The following is an 18225-nucleotide window of genomic DNA, read 5'->3' on the forward strand; positions in this document are numbered from 1 at the left end:
GGAAGTCAAACCAGCTCCTCCGTCGGAATGCGCCGGAATGTGATGGTCGAGTAGGCGCTGAAGTCGCCGGTCTCGTAGAGCAGTCCGACCGTGGCGTCGTCGAGTCGGACCAGATCGGAGTAGGCGGCGGGCAGGCCGTTCACGGTGTGCGTGGGCCGCCAGGTGACACCGCCGTCATGGCTGGTGCGGACGGTCATCAGGGCCCGGTACGCGGGGTCGGCGGGGCCGGAGAAGAGCAGCGCGTCCGGCTCTCCGAGATGCAGCACACTGCCCTCGACCACGGGGGCCACCAGACCGGCCTGCGGCCGGAAGGGCAGGTCCAGGGTGGCGCCCCCGTCGCCGGAGTGGGCGTCGGCGCGGGTGCCGGGCGCGGTCGCGTCGGTGCGGGTGTTGAAGTAGACGCGGCCGTCGGGGAGTTGGGCGGCGGTGGTCTCGTTGACGTTGACGTAGCCGTCCGGGTTGTCGTCCACGTACCCGATCCGCCAGGTGGCGCCGTGGTCGTCGCTGAGCAGATCGTGCCCGCCGTTGTACCGCCCCTCGGTGCCGTCGTCGCCGGGGACGGTCGGGGGCAGGGAGTGGTTGGCCGCGACGACGATCCGGCCCGCGTGGGCGCCGTACCGCAGCCTGAGGGCGTGGCCGGGGGTGGTGGCGTACCACCGCCATTCGGGCCGCTTGGTGCTCGCGGTGATCTCGCGGGCCTCGCTCCAGCTCGCGCCGTCGTCATCGCTGTACGTCAGCCACACCCGCCGCCCGTCGGCCGCGCTCACCTCGCCGCGCCGGATCCGGTCCTCGGTGGCGGAGGCGGCGCTGCGGATGTGCACCAGCAGGACGCGGCCGTCATGGGGGCCGCCGTCGAGGACGACGGGGGCCGGATTGCCCGCCGTGCCATCGCCGTTGCGGGCGACGAGCTGTAACGCGCCCCAGGTCCGGCCGCCGTCGGCGGACCGCTTGAGCACGAGGTCGATGCGGCCGTGGTCGGCGGAGGAGTCCGCCCGGCCCTCGGCGAAGGCGAGGAGCGTTCCGGCGTGGGTCAGCACCACTGCCGGGATCCGGTAGCTCGCATAGCCCTCGGTGCCCGCCCGGAACGGAACGGACACCTCGTACGAGCGTGCCGCCCCCGTGCCGACTGTCATCAGACCTCCCGATGCCCCGTCGCAATCGAGTGCCGAGTCAGAAAAATGGGACGTAGGACGTCCCTTGTGTGCGGCGACCTTAGGGTTTGCCCTACAGAGCGTCAAGAGACGGCGCATGAACAGTTGGAGACGCCGCAGGAGCACCCGCGAACGACGGATACGGACCCGGTCGGCGGCATGCCTGCCGCATATGCCCCGAACGAGTGAGCCGGGCCCGAATCGCGCCCGCGGGGCCGCGGGGCGCGGCAGGATGCGGATGCCATGGACGCCGTAAGGGTTGCACTGCTGCGCGAGGTCCTCGCCGGAACCGAATGGCTCCAGGCCACCCGCCGCTTCGCGGGCTCGCTACGGGCCTCGGTCGGACCGCGCGAGGGCGGACTGCTGCTGGTCGGCAGCGAGAGATACGAACCGTGGCATCTGGCCGCCCATCTCGACGACGAGGCGGCCTGGTCCGGACTGCCCGAGCTGTCCCCCACCCTCGTCCGCCACCGGGTGCCGCAGGGCGCCGCCGTGCCCGCGCATCTGGCGGTCGGTCTTGGCCGGCTGGAGCGGGCGGGCCGCGGTGAGACCCTGCTGGTGGTCGCGCCGGGCGAGCCCGGGGCCGGGCTGCTGGAGCGGGTGAACGACGCCCGCCGGGGCGGCGCGACGGTGCTCGCCCTCGACGGCGGCGACACCGGGCTGCACGCCCTGGCCCATGACGCGCTGTCCGCCCCCGAGGGCGGCGAACTCGACCTGGACACCCTCCAGCACCTGGTCAGCGCGGCCGCCGGAGAAAACAGCCTGCCCCGCCCCGGCCGCCGCCACCGCTTCCAGGACCGACTGGCCAGACTGGCCGAGCACTTGGCGGCACCGCCGCCGACCCACTGGTGACGGCCCCCGCGCGGGCCGGAGCACGGGCCCCATCCGCGGCGTGCCAGTTCGGTGCCCGCCGAACTCGTTCACGATCACGACGCGGCGGCGGCCACGCCTCTTCCGAAAGGACGCGGTTCAGCAGCGTCGTCCTCGGTGGGATCGGCGGTCAGCACGATCAGGCCGGCGCGCTTGCCGGGTGCCACCGCGCCGAGATCAGGGCGGACGCACGTCCTCGGCGCCGTTGAGCATGGCCAGGATCGGGATTACTCACTGTGCGAGGGACGCGGCGGCGGCGACGAGTGCGCTGCTCACGAACCTCCGAGTGCGGTGAGCACCTCGCGGGCCACTCTCTCGCCGCTCTCCACGGCCCCGTTGAGATACCCCTGACTATGCGTGCTGGTGTGTTCGCCCGCGAAGTGCAGCCGGCCCTCGGGGCGGCCGGTCCAGCCCCAGTACTTGGTGTACTGGCCCGGCCGATAGGAGGCGTACGAACCACGTGCCCAGGGGTCGTCAACCCAGGAGTCCAGCCAGCCATGGCCGTTGTACGCATCCTTCAGGCCGGGTACGAGTGCCTCGAGGTGACCGAGTGCCGAGCCGGTGACCGCGGCGGACGGCTCGCCATGCGGTTTCGCGGTGGGGAAAGAGGAGCCGCTCCAGCCACCGACGAAGAGGGTGAGCAACCCCTCTGCCCCGGTCTGATAGGACGAAGTATCCCAGGTGGACATCTGCGGGTTGTCGGCTTTGATGCGCCCGCTGAAGTCGTCGAACTGGTAGAACTGCCGGTCGAACTGAAGCATGAGCTTGGCATCCGTGCCCATACCGTGGTTGTCGATGACTTCGCGCTTGCGAGCGCTGAGCCCCGAGTCGTCGAGGTCGACACGGCGCAGTGTGGTGAACGGCAGTGCGAAGACGACGCGGTCGGCGATCACCTCCCCGCGGATGCCGCCGAAGCGCAGCCGGTAGGTGTCGCCCGTGCGGCGCACAGCGAGCAACGGGGCGTCGAAGTGCAGGGCCAGCTTGGGCAGTCTGGCGGCCAGTCCGCCTGGAATCAGGTCGTTGCCGCCCTTGACGTGGTACTTCTCATCCGCTGTGCCGTCATCAACTCCGGCGTTCTGCTCGATGAGATTGATCGCGCTCAGATCGGCCGCGTCGTTGCCGAAGAAGGTGCTGACTCCGCAGGCGATGCTGGAACCGAGCAACGAACTCATGCCACCGGGTACGTTGGCCTGAAGCCAGTCGCGTACGGAGAGCTGGTCGAAGTCGCGGGCGGCGCGGGAGGCCCGATCGGCGAAGTAGCTGCCGATGCGCTTCGCGTCGGCCCGCAGCCGCGCCAGGACCAGGTCCAGGTCCTTGTAGATCGCGGTGTCGTCCCGCACAGCGCCCTGGAGAAAGGTGATTCCCCGCTTGCCGTGCCGGCGGTCCGGGTTCTCCTCCTCCAGTTCCAGACCGAGTTCGCCCGCAAGCTTGCGGATATGGGTGTGGCGCGTGTCGATGCGCTCACCTCCGTGCTCGGCGATCTGGTCGCTCGAGAAACCCCTCGCGGTCCAGCAACGACCGCCTACCCGGTCGTCTCGCGCCTCGAAAACCTGGACGTGGACGCCTCGGCGGGCCAACCGGTACGCGGCAGTGAGCCCGGCGAGTCCGGCGCCGACGACGACCACGCGCGCGTCATGCGGTGTGGAACGCTCCGCTGCCACGGGCGAGGAATCCGTCCGGTGGTCGACCGCCGAGGCCGGCTGCCCCGCCTGGACGCCGGCGGCGAACAGGCCCGCGGTGGCGAGCGAGCCGCGCAGGATCGTACGCCGGGGCGTTCCGGCATCCTCGGCCGTGGTCTGCCGAGTCGCGTCACCCGGCGCGCGCAGGGCTCGCATCCAAGGGGTACTGCCAGAAGGCACGGGGATCTCCTGAGAGGTGGGGGAAGGGGCTCCAGGCCCAGTGCGCACCCTGCTTGGTTAATCCGTTGACTGCCAGCCCTGGCCCACGACGAAATTCGCAGGAATCCACCCGTCAAATCGACGGTTATCGTAGCCTGTGGCCCATGTCCCGGGTAATCCTGGCCGATGTGGCGAAAGCGGCCGAGGTCTCGACGGCCACGGTCTCGCACGCCCTCAAGGGCACCGGCCGTATGACCCCGAGTACCCGCGCCCGCGTCCGCGCACTGGCCTCGGCGCTCGGCTACGGAGGCTCTCCCGCACCGCGCGTTCTCGGCCTCGCCGTCACAACGTATGGGCGCACGGACTGGAATTTCGCCGAAGTCCCGTACTTCTCCCAGTCGATCGTCGCGGCCACGGCCGCCGCCCACAGCCGCGGCTACGCGCTCATCACACTCCCCTCCGCCGCAGACCAGGACCTGTGGTCGGCACTGCACGTCGCAGGCGTCGTCCTGGTGGACAGCCCCGCCGATGACCCGATCGCGGACATGCTCCGGGCCCGCGGCATCCCACTCGCCTTCGACGGCCGCCCCGTCGACCCGAGGCCCGGTGAAGCGTGGGTGGACAATGACCACGCGGCCGCGACCCGTCGTGTGCTCGACCACCTGGCCGCCCAGGGCGCTCGCCGCGTCGCACTCCTCGCCGGACCAGGAGAGGACCACTACACGCGCGCCTGCATCGACGCCTACATCAACTGGTGCCGCCACCATGGCCACTTACCGCACGTCATACAGAACACCCACCCACGGGACCCCGACGCGCTCTTCGACAGCGTCCTCGCCTCCCCCGACCGTCCCGACGCCGTCTTCGGGATCTACGACCACTGCGGCCGCCACGTCCTGGCGAGCGCGGCTCGTACCGGCCTGAGCATCCCCGAGGACCTGCTCGTCGTCTGCGCGAGTGAGGATCCTTCGTACGCCCTCTGCGACCCTCCGGTCAGCACTCTGTCGCTCGCTCCCGACACGTCGATGCCGGCCGCGGTCACCGCACTGGTCGACCTCATCGAGACACCGGGGCACGTCCCGGTTCCGACCATGGCCCCCACCCGTCTGACGCCGCGCGCGTCGTCCACCCGAGCCCGCGAGCCCTGACATCCGCCACCGTCACGAAGCCGCTGACCGGCATGGCCGCAGGCGCGGACAGCAGCGACGACCTCGACGTCCTGCGCCACGGTGCCATGCCGGCCCCGTTCGGCGGGGTCCGTGCCCCTCCGCCCCCGGCACGTTCCTGACGGCGCCCCCCGGCCCACCGGTGACGGCGTCCCCCGGGCCGTAATTCGGTTGCCCGGCGCGGGGGACCGGCCGGACGATGTCGCCTCGTGACCGTGACCGACCAGGACGACCCTCCGGCGCGCCGCGCGCCGCGGGCCCGCGCGCTGTTGCCCGATCTCGGGCCCTGGCACTCCTCCCGCGACTTCCGGCTGCTGTGGACCGCGGGGCTGGTGACCGCCTTCGGCAGCTTTCTGACGATGGTGGCGCTGCCGCTCCAGATCAAGGAGTTGACGGGGTCCGCCGCCGCGGTCGGCGCGATCGGGGCGGTCGAGCTGGTGCCCCTGATCGTCTTCGGGCTGTACGGCGGCGCGCTGGCCGACGCGGTCGACCGGCGGCGGCTTATCCTGCTCACCGAGGCCGGGCTCGGGCTGCTCGCCGCGCTGCTGCTGGTCAACAGCCTGCTGCCGGATCCCATGCTGTGGCCGCTGTATGTCGTGGCCGCGCTGGCCAGTGCGCTGACCGGGCTACAGCGCCCCGCCATCGACGCGGTGGTGGCCCGGATCGTCCCGCACGACCAGCTCACCGCGGCCGCCGCGCTCAACGCGCTGCGCTGGCAACTGTCCGCCATCGTGGGGCCCTCGCTCGCCGGGGTCGTCGTGGCGTACGCCGGGCTGCCGCTCGCCTACGGCCTCGATCTGCTGACCTTCCTGGTCTCCGGGCTCATGGCCCTCCGGCTGGCCTCCGCACCGCCCGCGCACGACGCCGAGCCGCCGTCGCTGCGCGCGATCGGCGAGGGCGCGCGCTACGCATGGCGGCGCAAGGAGCTGCTGGGCACCTACGCGGTGGACATGGCCGCCATGTTCTTCGCCTTCCCGAACGCGATCTTCCCCTTCCTCGCCGACGATCTGGACGCCCCCTGGGCGCTCGGCCTGATGTACGCGGCGGGGTCGGCCGGTTCGGTGGCGGTGAGCCTGACCAGCGGCTGGACCGCCCGGATCCACCGCCATGGCCGGATGGTGGTCGCGGGCGCGGCGGTCTGGGGGCTGGCGATGGCCGCCGCGGGGTGGCTGTCCAATGTCTGGCTGGTACTGCTGTGCCTGGCGGTGGCGGGCGGCGGGGACATGGTCAGCGGGCTGTTCCGCTCGACACTGTGGAACCAGACGATTCCCGAGAAGCTGCGCGGCCGGCTGGCCGGTATCGAGCTGCTCTCCTACGCGACCGGCCCCCAACTGGGCCAGGTCCGGGCCGGAACCATGGCAGGGTTCACCGGCGTACGGGCCTCGGTGTGGTCCGGCGGGCTGGCCTGCGTGGCCTCGGTCGGCCTGCTGGCGCTGGCGCTGCCCCGGCTGATGAGCTACGACGCCCGGACGGACGAACACGCCCGCCGAGCGCGCGAGGCGCGCGAACCCCGCCCCGCCACCGGCTGATCGCCGTGCGCCGTGCGCCGTGCGCCCGGCACCCGGGAAGCCTCAGCCCGCCGCCGGTGGCTCGCGCCCGCGCGCGGTCTCCATCGCGCGGGCGTCCTCCTCCGGGGGCGTACGGGCCGAGGCAGTGGGCGGCCCAGCGCTGGGGGCACGGCACTGGGGGCCGGGCCGCTGATCCCCCGGCGTCCCGCACCCGGGGAAGCTCCGCGCCCCGGCAGGGGCCCGAGGACCCGGGGAAGCTCACCCCACCCAGTGCGCCTCAGCGCGCCGCCGGGGGCTCGTCGTCCCGCCAGCGGGGGTCGTTCTGCCACTCCTCGTTGCGCTCGCGCGCGGTCTCCATCGCGCGGGCGGCCTCCTGGCGGGAGCCGTAAGGCCCGAGGCGGTCGGCGGCGCGGCACTCCGGGCCCTCCTCGACCTTCTGGTGCCGGATGCAGTAGTACCACTCACCGGGCTTGCCGGCGGTTCCCCTCTTGAACAGCGCCATCCCGGCCTCCGGCCTCCGCTCGTTCCCCACTGGCCCGAAGGGCCCTTGCGGCCATGCTGCCCCATGCGCCGCCGATACACTCGCTGATATGTCTGGCCAGTCGCTTCTAGTCCCGGGGACGCTCTCCCCCACCCGCCCCGTCCCCGCCTCGATCCCGCGCCCGGAGTACGTCGGCAAGGCGGGCCCGACGCCTTATGACGGGCCCGAGGTCCAGGACGCCGAGACGATCGAGCGCATGCGGATCGCGGGGCGTATCGCCGCACGGGCGATGGAGGAGGCCGCCAAGCTGATCGCGCCGGGGGTCACCACGGACGAGCTGGACCGGGTGGCCCATGAGTACATGTGCGACCACGGCGCGTACCCCTCGACGCTGGGCTACCGCGGGTTCCCCAAGTCGCTGTGCAGCTCGGTCAACGAGGTCATCTGCCACGGCATCCCGGACACCACCGTCCTCCAGGACGGCGACATCGTGAACCTCGACGTCACCGCCTTCATCGGCGGGGTGCACGGGGACAACAACGCCACCTATCTGTGCGGTGAGGTGGACGAGGAGTCGCGGCTGCTCGTCGAGCGCACCCGGGAGTCCCTCAACCGCGCGATCAAGGCCGTCAAGCCGGGCCGCCGGATCAACATCATCGGCCGGGTCATCGAGTCGTACGCCAAGCGCTTCGGCTACGGCGTGGTCCGCGACTTCACCGGCCACGGGATCAACACCTCGTTCCACTCCGGCCTGATCGTGCCGCACTACGACAGCCCGCACCACACCACCGAGATCAAGCCGGGGATGACCTTCACCATCGAGCCGATGCTGACGCTCGGCAGCTATGAGTACGACTTGTGGGAGGACGGCTGGACCGTGGTCACCAAGGACCGCAAGCGGACGGCGCAGTTCGAGCACACACTGGTGGTGACGGAGACCGGGGCGGAGATCCTCACCCTGCCGTAGCGGCCGGGCCGGTCCACGAATGTCTTTGTGCCGGGGGCCGGTTCTTCGGCGGCCGTTTTACCGACAGCCTGTCGGGAAGGCTATTGACGTAGGTAGCGGTCTCCATTTAGGTAAGGCTAACCTACATACCTCGGCCCCCGGAGGTCCACCGTGGAGTTCTCCGCCCTGATCCGCGCCGCCTCACGGGAAGCGCATACGAACGTCGGAAGCTCGTCGTTCATGACCGATCTGCTCGGCGGGCGCCTGGGCGTGGCGGCCTACCGCCGCTACTCCGAGCAGCTCTGGTTCGTCTACCGCGCCCTGGAGTCCCCCGCCGACGCGCTCGCGGCGGACCCCGTGGCGGGCCCGTTCCTCCGGCCCGAGCTGGCGCGCCTAACCGAGCTGGAGCGCGACCTGGCCCACCTCGGCGGCCCGGACTGGCGCACCGGCCTCACCGCACTGCCCGCCACGACGGCGTACGCGGCGCGGGTGGCCGAGTGCGCCCGCGACTGGCCGGCGGGCTATGTCGCCCACCACTACACCCGCTATATGGGCGACCTCTCCGGCGGCCAGTACGTACGGGACACGGCGGAGAAGACCTGGGGCTTCGCCCGCAAGGGCGACGGGGTGCGGTTCTACGTCTTCGAGTCGATCGGCAACCCCGCCGCCTTCAAGCGGGAGTACCGCGCACTGCTGGACGCACTGCCGGTGGACGATCTGGAGAGGCAGCGCGTCGTGGAGGAGTGCAAGCGCGCGTACGCGCTGAACGCGGGGATCTTCCAGGAGCTGGCCGAGGAGTTCCGGCTCAGCGCTTGAGGGGCTTGCGCGGGGCGACTTGTACGGGATGTCTGTGCGGGGCCGCACGAAGGCCGCCGCACAGGCCACGACCGGGGTCAGGACAGCGGCAGCTCGGCGAGCATGACGGCGAAGACCGGGGAGTCCGGGAAGGGCTGGTCCTTGCCCACCTTGCGGAAGCCCCAGGACTCGTACAGGGCCTGCACCCGGGGGTGTTCGGTGTCCACCAGCAGGACCACGAGATCCTCGTCCCGGTCTTCCATCAGCGCGCGGGTCAGCCGCTCGGACACACCCTGCTTCCGCCACGCCGGGATGACGGCCAGTTCGGAGTACGAGAAGGTCCGGTGCTTCTCCGGCGCCGGGTCGAGGTGCTCGCGCCACCACTCGCGACCGGGGCTGCCCGGGGCGCCGTAGGCGAAGCCCACGGCCTTGTCGCCGTCGTACGCGATCACGCAGGCGAACCCCGGTCGGCCGCCCCAGTGGTCCACGAACCAGGGGAAGCGCTGGTTGAAGGGGTCGTCCATCTCGTCCGCGAGGGCGTCGGCGTGTACGTCGATGAGCGTCTGGCGGATCTCCGGGAGATCGGTGTGGGTGAAGTGTCGGACGTTCAGCCCTGCGTTGGTCACGCGCGGCTCCATTCGGTTCGGTAGCGGTCGGCCCACTCCCGGGCGACGCTTGCGTCCGGGGCAAGGGTGATCAAGTCCCGGTGGTAGTCGCCGAGAAGGGAGCGCATTCGGCCGGGGATCGGGTGCCCGGACATCATGGTGAAGACGGCGGAAGCGGTGGCGCACGCCTGGTCGATGTCACGCTGGTGCAACTGGGTCAGGGCGAGCCGTGCGGTGGCCAGGGCACGGTTACGGCGGAACTGCTTGGGGATGCTGGCCAGCGCCTTGTGGGAGGCGGCCTCGGCCTCCACGGGTTCGCCGATCTTGTCCCGGACGATGGCCGTGAGGGCTAACAGCTCGCCAGGCCCGTAGAAGGCGGTCCAGATCGGCCGGGGGTCATTCAGAGACGCCTTGCCCAGCGCCTCCCAGGCGCACCCGAGGGAGCGTAAGGCGGCCTGTCGTTCATCCAGGGTGGAGTGGGCGAGCGCCGTCCGGGCATGGGCCAGGGAGGCGTAGAACGGGTCCCGTCGGGCGATGGCCGTCGCCTGGGCCGCATAGCCGGAACCGACGGCCTCGGTGTACTCACCGCGATGGTGGGCGAGAATGGAGTACATATTCCAGGCTTCCAGCTCAGCGGTGGAGTCCTTGGCCATCCCGGCCAGGCTGAGCGCCCGGTCCAGCAGGCCCCGGGCCCGGTCGGTCCGCTTGTCGTCGATAGCTGACCAAGCGGCCTGGCACGTGTAATCGGCGGCCACGCTGAACAGCCGCTGGCGGATGCGCTGGGAGGCACCCAGCTTCTGCTTCTCCAGCGCCTCGGCCGCCCCGGCGAGGGCCGTGCGTTCCAGTTCGTCGTGACCTCCCCGCGCGGCATCCAGGGCCGCCAGAGCGTCCAAGCCGGAGCGGAGGCGGATGACATCCGAGGTGCCTACGGAGTGCTGGGCGACGAGAGGTACGGCGACCGCGGCCGTCGTACCGGTGGTGGCAGTCAGGAAGTTCCGGCGCCTCACGGGATCCTCCGGTTCTGTGGCGGGGCATCTTCGGGCTGGTGGGACGAATCCCAGCTCTTCGGCACTACATCCGAATACTGCTCCTAAGGCTGCCCGCTGCCGAGGGTGCGGCCAACGCGTCTTTCCGGTCAGCCAGTTGCGGACCGTCCGGTCGCTGACCGTGCCTTCGTAGCCGTTGCGGTGCAGATGAGTGTTGACCGCGTCCGCCAACCCGGCCTGGGTGAGCCCGCTCTCGCGCATGGCGCCGATGAGGTTTCCGTTCCCCTCCACACACCCACCGTAGCCATGCGAGCCCCCTCCGTGAGGGGAGTCCGCCGAGAATTTCCGGCCGCGCCGGTTGCACACCCGATGGGTATTACCTCTCCTCGTGCGGCGAGCCGTCGTTCACTCGGACAAGGCCGCTCACTTCGCACCCACTGAGGTCCTGATGTCCGTGACCGCTACACCTCGCCCCACGGGGCACCCCGGATACTCCCAGACCATGCGCCGCGTACCGGAGAGCGCGGAAGCCGCCCGCAAGCTGGTGCGGACCGCACTGGCCGCCTGGGGGCATGAGGGCCTGATAGAGGATGCCGCCCTGGTGATCACCGAACTGGTCTCCAACGCCGTGGACCACGCCCGTCTGGAGTCGATCCGCGTCGTCGTCACCCGGCCGTCCGAGAAGTTCGTCCGCCTCGGTGTGGTGGACCGGTCCCGGAATATCCCCTACCTGCGGACGGACTCCAATGGCGACAACACGCGAGGCCGGGGGCTGCTGTTAGTCGATGCCCTGACTGACCGTTGGGGGACGGACCGATACCGCTGGGGCAAGCAGGTTTGGGGCGAGCTGAAGTGCGGTTGATCATCCGCAGCGTCGCATGCCCGCAGCACGGCCACCCGCGTGGCTCCAACGCGGCGTTCCGGGTCAGGCCGCAGGAGCGCCACTGATGGCGGGCGGCGAGCGGACCGGGGTCACTCTGGACGCCGAGGAGGCATGGCGGGCGGCCATCGAGCACGCTGCGGGCTGCCCGGCCTGCCGGACGCCCGGCGCCGTATGCGAGACCGGGGAGCGGCTGCTCAACGCCTACGAGACGGCGGCACGGCTGGCCCGGTCGGCGGAGGGCACATGAAGCAGCACCGTGGGCGGTCGATCGCTACGCGGGCCGGGCCGCTCGCCTTCCGCGCCACCCGGCGCGTCCTGCTCCTCTGCGTGATGCCCACGCCGCCGGTGCTCGCGGTCCGGCTCTGCTTCGCGAGCACCCCCACCCCATAAGCCGGGTGGGCCGCTGGGCTCCGGGCCCCCGTACCGGACGACGGCCCCAGCGGCCCGCGTCGCCGGAGGTGCCGCGCCCATGAGAGGCGTGCATCACTTTTCCGGACTGCGAACCGGACCAAATCAGCCACCTTGGCCAAACCTTTGCCATTCACAGGTCACTCCTTGACCTTACGCAGGATCCACACAGGCAAGGCTCAGTTAAGTTAGGGCGGCCTTATCCGACGCCCGTTGTCCGCCCTGTCCTGATTCCGTCTGGAGCCCGTATGCGAGCCGCTCGCACCTCCGTTGTCGCCGCGATATCGGCACTGACGACGATCACCGCCGTCGCCGGATGCGCCCAGAAGTCCGACGCCAAGGACTCGGACGCCATCCAGGTCACCGCCTCCGACAGCGCGTGCGAGGTCTCCAAGACCTCCTTCCCCGCCGGGCATGTGAAGTTCGCGGTGGAGAACAAGGGCTCCAAGGTCACCGAGGTCTATGTCTACGCCCCGGGCGACCGGATCGTCACCGAGCGGGAGAACATCGGCCCCGGCACCAGCACTTCCATCAACGCCGAGATCAAGACCGGTTCGTACGAGATCGCCTGCAAGCCCGGGATGAAGGGCCACGGCATCCGCCAGAAGGTGTCCGCCACCGGGAAGGGCAAGCCGGCCCAGCGCGACCCCAAGCTGGACAAGGCGGTGGCCGAGTACCGGACGTACGTCCAGAAGCAGGCCGACGACACGCTGCCCGTGGCCCAGAAGTTCGCCGACGCGGTCAAGAAGGACGACCTCGAGGGCGCCAAGAAGCTCTACGCCCCCTCGCGCGTCGGCTGGGAGCGCACCGAGCCGGTCGCCGAGTCCTTCGGCGACATCGACCCCAAGGTCGATGTGCGCGAGGACGGTCTGGAGAAGGGCCAGAAGTGGACCGGCTGGCACCGGCTGGAGAAGTCGCTGTGGCAGGCCAAGAAGATCACCGCGGCCGACCACGCCCTCGCCGACCAGCTCATCAAGGACCTGAAGGACTGGCAGAAGCGCGTCGGCACCGCCGACATCACCCCCACCGGCATGGCCAACGGCGCCAAGGAGCTGCTGGACGAGGTGCAGACCGGCAAGGTCACCGGTGAGGAGGAGCGCTACAGCCACACCGACCTGGTGGACTTCGAAGGCAACGTCGAGGGCGCCGAGACCTCGTACAAGCTGCTCAAGCCGGTGGCGTCCAAGAACGACCCGGAGCTGACCAAGGACCTCGACAAGCAGTTCGCGGCCGTCGGGAAGCTGCTGGACAAGTACCGCGAGGGCGAGGGCTTCGTGTCGTACGACACCGTCACGGAGTCCAAGCGCAAGGAGCTGTCCGACGCGGTCAACGCGCTGGCCGAGCCGCTCTCCCGGCTCGCCGCCGCCGTCGTCACCAAGTGAGGGGGCCGGGCATGACCGACGAGGCCAACACGGCTCCCTCGCGCCGGGCGCTGATCGGCTGGGGCGGCGCCGGGCTCGCGCTCGGCGCCGCGGCAGCCGGGGGCACCGCGGCCGCGCTCAGCGGCGGCTCGGACGACACCCGGACGGTCGCCGACAGCGGCGCCGCGGTGCCCTTCTACGGGGCGCACCAGGCGGGGATCGCCACGGCGGTGCAGGACCGGCTGCACTTCGCGGCGTTCGACGTCACCACCGACGACCGCGCCGAGCTGATCGCGCTGCTGAAGGAGTGGACGAAGGCGGCGGCCCGGATGACCCAGGGGCACGCGGTCGGCGGCGGCGCGGTGAGCGATCTGGCGGAGGCCCCGCCGGACGACACCGGCGAGGCGCTCGGCCTCAAGGCGTCCCGGCTCACCCTCACCATCGGCTTCGGGCCCACGCTCTTCAAGGACAGGAAGGGCAAGGACCGCTTCGGCATCGCCGACCGCCGCCCCGAGGCGCTGATCGACCTGCCCGCCTTCCCCGGCGACAACCTCGACGCGGCGCGCAGCGACGGCGATCTGTGTGTGCAGGCATGCGCGGACGACCCTCAGGTGGCCGTGCACGCCATCCGCAACCTGGCCCGGATCGGCATGGGCAAGGTGGCCATCCGCTGGTCGCAGCTCGGCTTCGGCAAGACGTCCTCGACCACGCCGGATGCCCAGACACCGCGCAACATGATGGGCTTCAAGGACGGCACCCGGAACATCGCGGGCACCGACACCGCCGCCCTGGAGAAGCATGTGTGGGTGAGCGGGAAGGCGGGCCCGGCATGGCTGGCCGGCGGTTCGTATCTGGTGGCGCGCCGCATCCGGATGCATATCGAGACCTGGGACCGCACCTCGCTCAAGGAGCAGGAGGACGTCTTCGGCCGGGACAAGGGCGAGGGCGCGCCGCAGGGCAGGCAGCATGAGCGCGACGAGCCGAATCTGAAGGCGATGCTGCCCACCGCGCATGTCCGGCTCGCCCATCCGGACTCCAACGGCGGGGCGCGGATCCTGCGCCGCGGCTACTCCTTCACCGATGGCACGGACGGTCTGGGGCGGCTGGACGCGGGGCTGTTCTTCCTCGCCTACCAGCACGACGTACGGGACGGGTTCGTCCCCGTGCAGCGGGCGCTGGCGCGCTCCGACGCGCTCAACGAGTACATCCAGCACGTGGGTTCGGCGCTCTTCGCGGTCCCGCCGGGCGTCCGGGACGCGGACGACTGGTGGGGCAGGGCGCTGTTCTCCTGACGGACTCCCGCGACAACCCTCGACGACAAGGAAGGCGAACCCCGTGTTCGGCAATTACCTGATCGGTCTGCGCGAAGGGCTGGAAGCCAGCCTGGTGGTGTGCATCCTGGTCGCCTATCTGGTCAAGACCGGGCGCCGGGACGCGCTGCGCCCGGTGTGGCTCGGGATCGCCGTCGCGGTTGGCCTGAGCATGTCCTTCGGCGCGGCGCTGGAGTTCGGCTCGCAGGAGCTGACCTTCGAGGCGAAGGAGGCGCTGGGCGGCTCGCTGTCGGTCCTGTCGGTGGGCCTGGTGACCTGGATGGTGTTCTGGATGCGGCGCACCGCCCGCCATCTGAAGACCGAGCTGCACAGCAAGCTGGACGCGGCGCTCGCGGTGGGCACCGGGGCGCTGGTGGCCACGGCCTTCCTGGCGGTGGGCCGGGAGGGCCTGGAGACCGCGCTGTTCGTATGGACGGCGGTGCGGGCGAGCAACGACGGTACGGCGGATCCGCTGATCGGCGTGGTCCTGGGCCTGGTCACCGCGGTGGTGCTGGGCTGGCTGTTCTACCGGGGCGCGCTCCGGATCAACCTGGCGAAGTTCTTCACCTGGACGGGCGGGATGCTGGTCGTGGTGGCCGCGGGGGTGCTCGCGTACGGCTTCCACGATCTCCAGGAGGCCGACTGGCTGCCCGGGCTGCACTCGCTGGCCTTCGACATCAGCTCCACCATCGCGCCGGACTCCTGGTACGGCACCCTGCTCAAGGGCGTCTTCAACTTCCAGCCGGACCCGACCTGGCTCCAGGTGTGGATGTGGGCGCTCTATCTGGTCCCCACGCTCGCGCTGTTCCTGCGTCCCGGTAGGGTGTCGCCGTCCACAGCAGCCCCCAGGAATCGGGAGCCGGAGCCCCATGACACGCAGGCCGCGCCGTCGGCAGTTGACAGTCCCGACCGCAGCGGCGGTACTGACGCTGGGGATGACGCTGACGGGGTGCATGACGGTCCACGGCGAGCGGGAGAACATTCCGTCGGTGGACAAGGCTGAGGCACCCAAGGCGCTCAAGCGGTTCACCGACGCGTACAACAAGGCGTACCGGGAGCTGGATCCGGCGGTGGCGAGCCAGGTGGAGACGGGCCCGCTGGAGGCCATCACCACCGCCGACCTCAAGGCCCAGCACGCGAGCTCCCCGAACGGCAACCCCAAGTACCCGGCGCTGAAGCTGTCCGACGTCACCTACCGCATCCCCAAGCAGGTGGGCTGGCCGAAGTTCTTCGTCGCGGACACCGACAGCAACCGCGACGACAACCGCTGGCTGTTCGTCTTCACCCGCGGCGGTGCGGACGAGCCGTGGAAGGCCGCGTATCTGTCGATCCTCAGCCAGGACGAGGTGCCGGACTTCGCGACCGACAAGGACGGCTGGGCCAAGCCGGTCCCGACGGAGGGGCCGACCCCGAAGCTGGCGACCCGGCCGGACAAGCTGAGCGCGGAGTACACCGACTACCTGATGACGGGTGAGGGCTCGGTCTTCGCCGACGGCCAGGCGACCTCGGGGCTGCGGAACACCCGGAAGAAGTTCCTGCGCACCCCGAAGTTCTGGACGGAGTACATCGACACCCCGGCGCAGGGCGCGCGGGACGCTCCGGTGGGGCTGCGCACCTCGGACGGCGGGGCGATCGTGTTCTTCTCCGCGCACCACCGGCAGAAGCAGACGATGGCGAAGGGGTTTCGGCCCAACCCGGATCCGCAGATCAAGGCGCTGATGACGGGCGAGGCGAAGAAGGCTGTGACGCTGACGAGGGTTTCGGAGTCGGCGGTGCGGGTCCCCGCGAAGGATGCGGCGGACCCGAAGGTGGTCTTCCTCAACCGCCTGGAAGGCGTCACGGCAGCCAAGGGCGAATAGGTACCGGCCCCGGGGGGGTCGTTGTCGGGCGCGGGCCGGTGGGTGGGGTGTGCCCACCCGTTCCGCCCCGCGGAACGATTGCCCACACGGTCGCCCTATCGCCCTATGGGCCAGGCGGCCGACTCCGCATCGTGGTCCTCGCCCACGAACTGGGCGCACGCATCCGTCAGCGTCTCGAGCAACGTCAGCGGATCCGGCAGCGGCCGCTCCGGCCCCAGCAGCCACCCCACATGCCCATCCCCCGGCAGCTTCGCGGGCGGCATCAGCACATAGCTGCCCCGGCAATGCCACCGCAGCCCCGGATGCTCGTCCATCGTCTCCGGGTGGCAGTCCAGCTCACAGGGCCACCACTCGTCCTCGTCGTCGGGCGTGCCCCGGGTGGCGCTGAAGAACAGCATCCGCCCCTGCTGGAGATCGCCGCTGCTCGTGGCCACGGGTCCGACCTCGACCTCGGCCGCGCCCAGCCGCTCCAGGGCCAGCCGCCCGGCGTCCACGGGCACGTCGAGCACATCGTGGACGATGCCGGTGGCGGTGATGAAGTTGGCCCGCGGATCGGCGCGCAGCCACTGCGCGACCTTGTCCGGGTCGGTGGTCGCCTGGGTCTGCCAGGCGAACGAGACGGGGTGGCGGCCCGGGGTGGGACAGCCGATGCGGTCACAGGAACAGCCGTAGCCGGAGGGGTGGGCGGCCGGTGCGAGCGGGAATCCCGCCGCCGCGGCGGCCATGAGCAGGTCCTCGCGGACGCCGCCGGCGCCCGCTCCCGTGTCGTGGTCGCCGCCCGCTCCGCTCCTCGGCCGACGCAGCCACTGGGAGAACCTGCCCTTGCGTTCCATCTACCGCCTCGCTTCACCGCCGGTACCGGCGGTACGGCCGGTACCCGATCAATGCTGCCACCATCCTGCTCCGGAAGTGGCCGGTGTCCGCATCCGGGGTGGGTGAGACCACCTCGACCGGGTGTCGATATCAGGGCATACGCGGCATCTCACCCCTAGCGTTCCTTCTATGATCAGCAGGCATTTTCTGACCGCCGTCGTGGTGCTCGGCCTCTCCATACCGGCGGCCGTCGCGGCCCACCCCACCGCTCGTCCGTCCGTACGACGTCTCCTACCCCCGGCCGGTGAACCGGCGCGGTTCCAGCCCGCGCTCACGGCGCCGTCGGCCGGGAAGCCCGCCGTGGTCTACACCGCGCACCGCGGCGGCGCCCTGGAAGTGCCCGAGAACAGCATGTCCGGGCTGGCCAGCGCCCTCAGCCGGCATGACGTCCAGGTTCTCGACTTCGACACCCGCATGCTGCGGGACGGCACGCTCGTGGTGATGCACGACGCGACACTGGACCGCACCACCGACCGGACCGGGCCCGTACGGGCGCTGACCGCCGCCCAGTGGCGGGGCGTCCGGCTGCGCCCCGACCCCTCCCTGCGCGGCACCTGGCGGCCCGAGCGGCCGCCGACTGTCGCCGAGGCGCTGGACCGGTTCGGCGGCCGGATCACCTTGATGGTGGAGGCCAAGGACCCCGAGAGCCTGCCGCGGCTGGCGCGGATGATCCGCGACCGGGGCCTGACCGACTCCGTCTACGTCAACAGCAACCGCCCCGAGGTGGCCCGCGAGGCCCACCGTAAGGGGCTGATGACCCAGTTGTGGCGGTCCGCCCGGCAGATGCGCACCGACACCCCGCGCGACTGGCGCGGGGTCGTCGATCTGCTGGACGTCGACTACCGGGCGCGCGAGAAGGACGTACGGCGGGCCGTCGCCTCCGGGATACCGCGGGTGTGGGCGCACACCGTGGACACCCCGGCGCAGCGGGACCGGATGCTGCGGCTGGGGTGCGACGGCATCATCACGGACGCACCGGCCCTGCTGGTCTCCACGCCCGTACGAACGCCGCGGGCGCTCAGCGGGGGGTGAGCGCCGGCCGGCGGTGGGCGTCGGCCGACGGTGGGCGTCGGCCATACCCGGACCGCCCGCCGGTGCCGCCCCGACCGACCGGCGACCCCGGGCCGGGCGGCAAGGCCGACCTGCGCGACGCCGCCCCTGGGGGCAGCGGGCCCCGCGAGGCGC

At 71.1% G+C, this 18225-nt stretch carries 19 protein-coding genes; 13 read left to right on the forward strand and 6 right to left on the reverse strand.

The annotated features are described in order from the left end of the window. Positions 1-5: 5 nt before the first annotated feature. Positions 6-1133 (reverse strand): sialidase family protein, encoded by a 1128-nt coding sequence (locus ACK1X7_RS15365; protein ID WP_390795430.1) that lies wholly within the window; start codon positions 1131-1133, stop codon positions 6-8. A 261-nt stretch (positions 1134-1394) separates the two neighbouring features. On the opposite strand from ACK1X7_RS15365, the gene ACK1X7_RS15370 reads away from it, so the two are divergent. Continuing rightward, a complete protein-coding gene (locus ACK1X7_RS15370; protein ID WP_385138554.1) occupies positions 1395-2003 on the forward strand; it encodes a hypothetical protein in 609 nt (202 codons plus the stop codon). Between the two features lie 290 nt (positions 2004-2293). Here ACK1X7_RS15370 and ACK1X7_RS15375 read toward each other — a convergent pair whose 3' ends face one another. Further along, entirely contained in the window at positions 2294-3880 is a 1587-nt protein-coding gene (locus ACK1X7_RS15375; protein WP_413115192.1) for a flavin monoamine oxidase family protein, read from the reverse strand. 143 nt (positions 3881-4023) lie between these two features. On the opposite strand from ACK1X7_RS15375, the gene ACK1X7_RS15380 reads away from it, so the two are divergent. Next, complete coding sequence (locus tag ACK1X7_RS15380) at positions 4024-5007, forward strand: LacI family DNA-binding transcriptional regulator (RefSeq protein ID WP_385138560.1); 984 nt, start codon at positions 4024-4026, stop codon at positions 5005-5007. A gap of 233 nt (positions 5008-5240) precedes the next feature. After that, complete coding sequence (locus ACK1X7_RS15385; protein ID WP_385138607.1) at positions 5241-6554, forward strand: MFS transporter; 1314 nt, start codon at positions 5241-5243, stop codon at positions 6552-6554. 256 nt (positions 6555-6810) lie between these two features. Here the strand turns inward: ACK1X7_RS15385 and ACK1X7_RS15390 are convergent, their stop codons facing one another. Beyond that, on the reverse strand, positions 6811-7035 hold the full coding sequence (locus ACK1X7_RS15390; protein ID WP_385138563.1) for a hypothetical protein: 225 nt from the start codon (positions 7033-7035) through the stop codon (positions 6811-6813). 88 nt (positions 7036-7123) lie between these two features. On the opposite strand from ACK1X7_RS15390, the gene map reads away from it, so the two are divergent. Further along, entirely contained in the window at positions 7124-7981 is an 858-nt protein-coding gene (gene map / locus ACK1X7_RS15395) for a type I methionyl aminopeptidase (RefSeq protein WP_385138565.1), read from the forward strand. Positions 7982-8131: 150 nt separating this feature from the next. Further along, entirely contained in the window at positions 8132-8776 is a 645-nt protein-coding gene (locus ACK1X7_RS15400; RefSeq protein ID WP_413115193.1) for a heme oxygenase (biliverdin-producing), read from the forward strand. A 77-nt stretch (positions 8777-8853) separates the two neighbouring features. Here ACK1X7_RS15400 and ACK1X7_RS15405 read toward each other — a convergent pair whose 3' ends face one another. Together ACK1X7_RS15405 and ACK1X7_RS15410 are read right to left on the reverse strand one after the other, a co-directional pair. After that, positions 8854-9393 (reverse strand): GNAT family N-acetyltransferase, encoded by a 540-nt coding sequence (locus ACK1X7_RS15405; RefSeq protein WP_385138571.1) that lies wholly within the window; start codon positions 9391-9393, stop codon positions 8854-8856. Then, positions 9378-10637: an XRE family transcriptional regulator gene (locus ACK1X7_RS15410; protein ID WP_390795435.1), complete on the reverse strand. Its 1260-nt coding sequence runs from the start codon at positions 10635-10637 to the stop codon at positions 9378-9380. Before ACK1X7_RS15410 ends, ACK1X7_RS15405 begins: the two co-directional genes overlap by 16 nt. Positions 10638-10848: 211 nt before the next feature. Between ACK1X7_RS15410 and ACK1X7_RS15415 the strand changes: the two genes are divergently transcribed. The 7 genes from ACK1X7_RS15415 to ACK1X7_RS15445 all read left to right on the forward strand — a co-directional run bounded on the left by ACK1X7_RS15415 (position 10849) and on the right by ACK1X7_RS15445 (position 16167). Next, positions 10849-11208 (forward strand): ATP-binding protein, encoded by a 360-nt coding sequence (locus ACK1X7_RS15415; RefSeq protein ID WP_385138576.1) that lies wholly within the window; start codon positions 10849-10851, stop codon positions 11206-11208. Positions 11209-11293: 85 nt separating this feature from the next. Continuing rightward, a complete protein-coding gene (locus ACK1X7_RS15420; protein WP_385138579.1) occupies positions 11294-11476 on the forward strand; it encodes a hypothetical protein in 183 nt (60 codons plus the stop codon). Next, positions 11473-11619: a hypothetical protein gene (locus ACK1X7_RS15425; protein WP_385138581.1), complete on the forward strand. Its 147-nt coding sequence runs from the start codon at positions 11473-11475 to the stop codon at positions 11617-11619. Before ACK1X7_RS15420 ends, ACK1X7_RS15425 begins: the two co-directional genes overlap by 4 nt. A gap of 266 nt (positions 11620-11885) precedes the next feature. After that, positions 11886-13019, forward strand: a complete 1134-nt coding sequence (gene efeO, locus ACK1X7_RS15430) for an iron uptake system protein EfeO (protein ID WP_413115194.1) — start codon at positions 11886-11888, stop codon at positions 13017-13019. Positions 13020-13030: 11 nt separating this feature from the next. Then, a complete protein-coding gene (efeB, locus tag ACK1X7_RS15435) occupies positions 13031-14290 on the forward strand; it encodes an iron uptake transporter deferrochelatase/peroxidase subunit (protein ID WP_390795438.1) in 1260 nt (419 codons plus the stop codon). A gap of 43 nt (positions 14291-14333) precedes the next feature. Next, positions 14334-15311 (forward strand): iron uptake transporter permease EfeU, encoded by a 978-nt coding sequence (gene efeU, locus ACK1X7_RS15440; RefSeq protein WP_382946288.1) that lies wholly within the window; start codon positions 14334-14336, stop codon positions 15309-15311. Beyond that, on the forward strand, positions 15262-16167 hold the full coding sequence (locus ACK1X7_RS15445) for a hypothetical protein (RefSeq protein ID WP_385138596.1): 906 nt from the start codon (positions 15262-15264) through the stop codon (positions 16165-16167). The genes efeU and ACK1X7_RS15445 overlap by 50 nt, the downstream gene beginning before the upstream one ends. Before the next feature lie 95 nt (positions 16168-16262). Here the strand turns inward: ACK1X7_RS15445 and ACK1X7_RS15450 are convergent, their stop codons facing one another. Further along, complete coding sequence (locus ACK1X7_RS15450; protein WP_390795440.1) at positions 16263-17000, reverse strand: bifunctional DNA primase/polymerase; 738 nt, start codon at positions 16998-17000, stop codon at positions 16263-16265. Between the two features lie 169 nt (positions 17001-17169). Between ACK1X7_RS15450 and ACK1X7_RS15455 the strand changes: the two genes are divergently transcribed. Next, positions 17170-18072, forward strand: coding sequence for a glycerophosphodiester phosphodiesterase (locus ACK1X7_RS15455; RefSeq protein ID WP_413115195.1), 903 nt, complete (start codon positions 17170-17172; stop codon positions 18070-18072). Positions 18073-18225: the final 153 nt, after the last annotated feature.

This window comes from Streptomyces sp. CY-1, from assembly GCF_047218265.1.
Taxonomy (GTDB): Bacteria; Actinomycetota; Actinomycetes; order Streptomycetales; family Streptomycetaceae; genus Streptomyces; species Streptomyces niphimycinicus.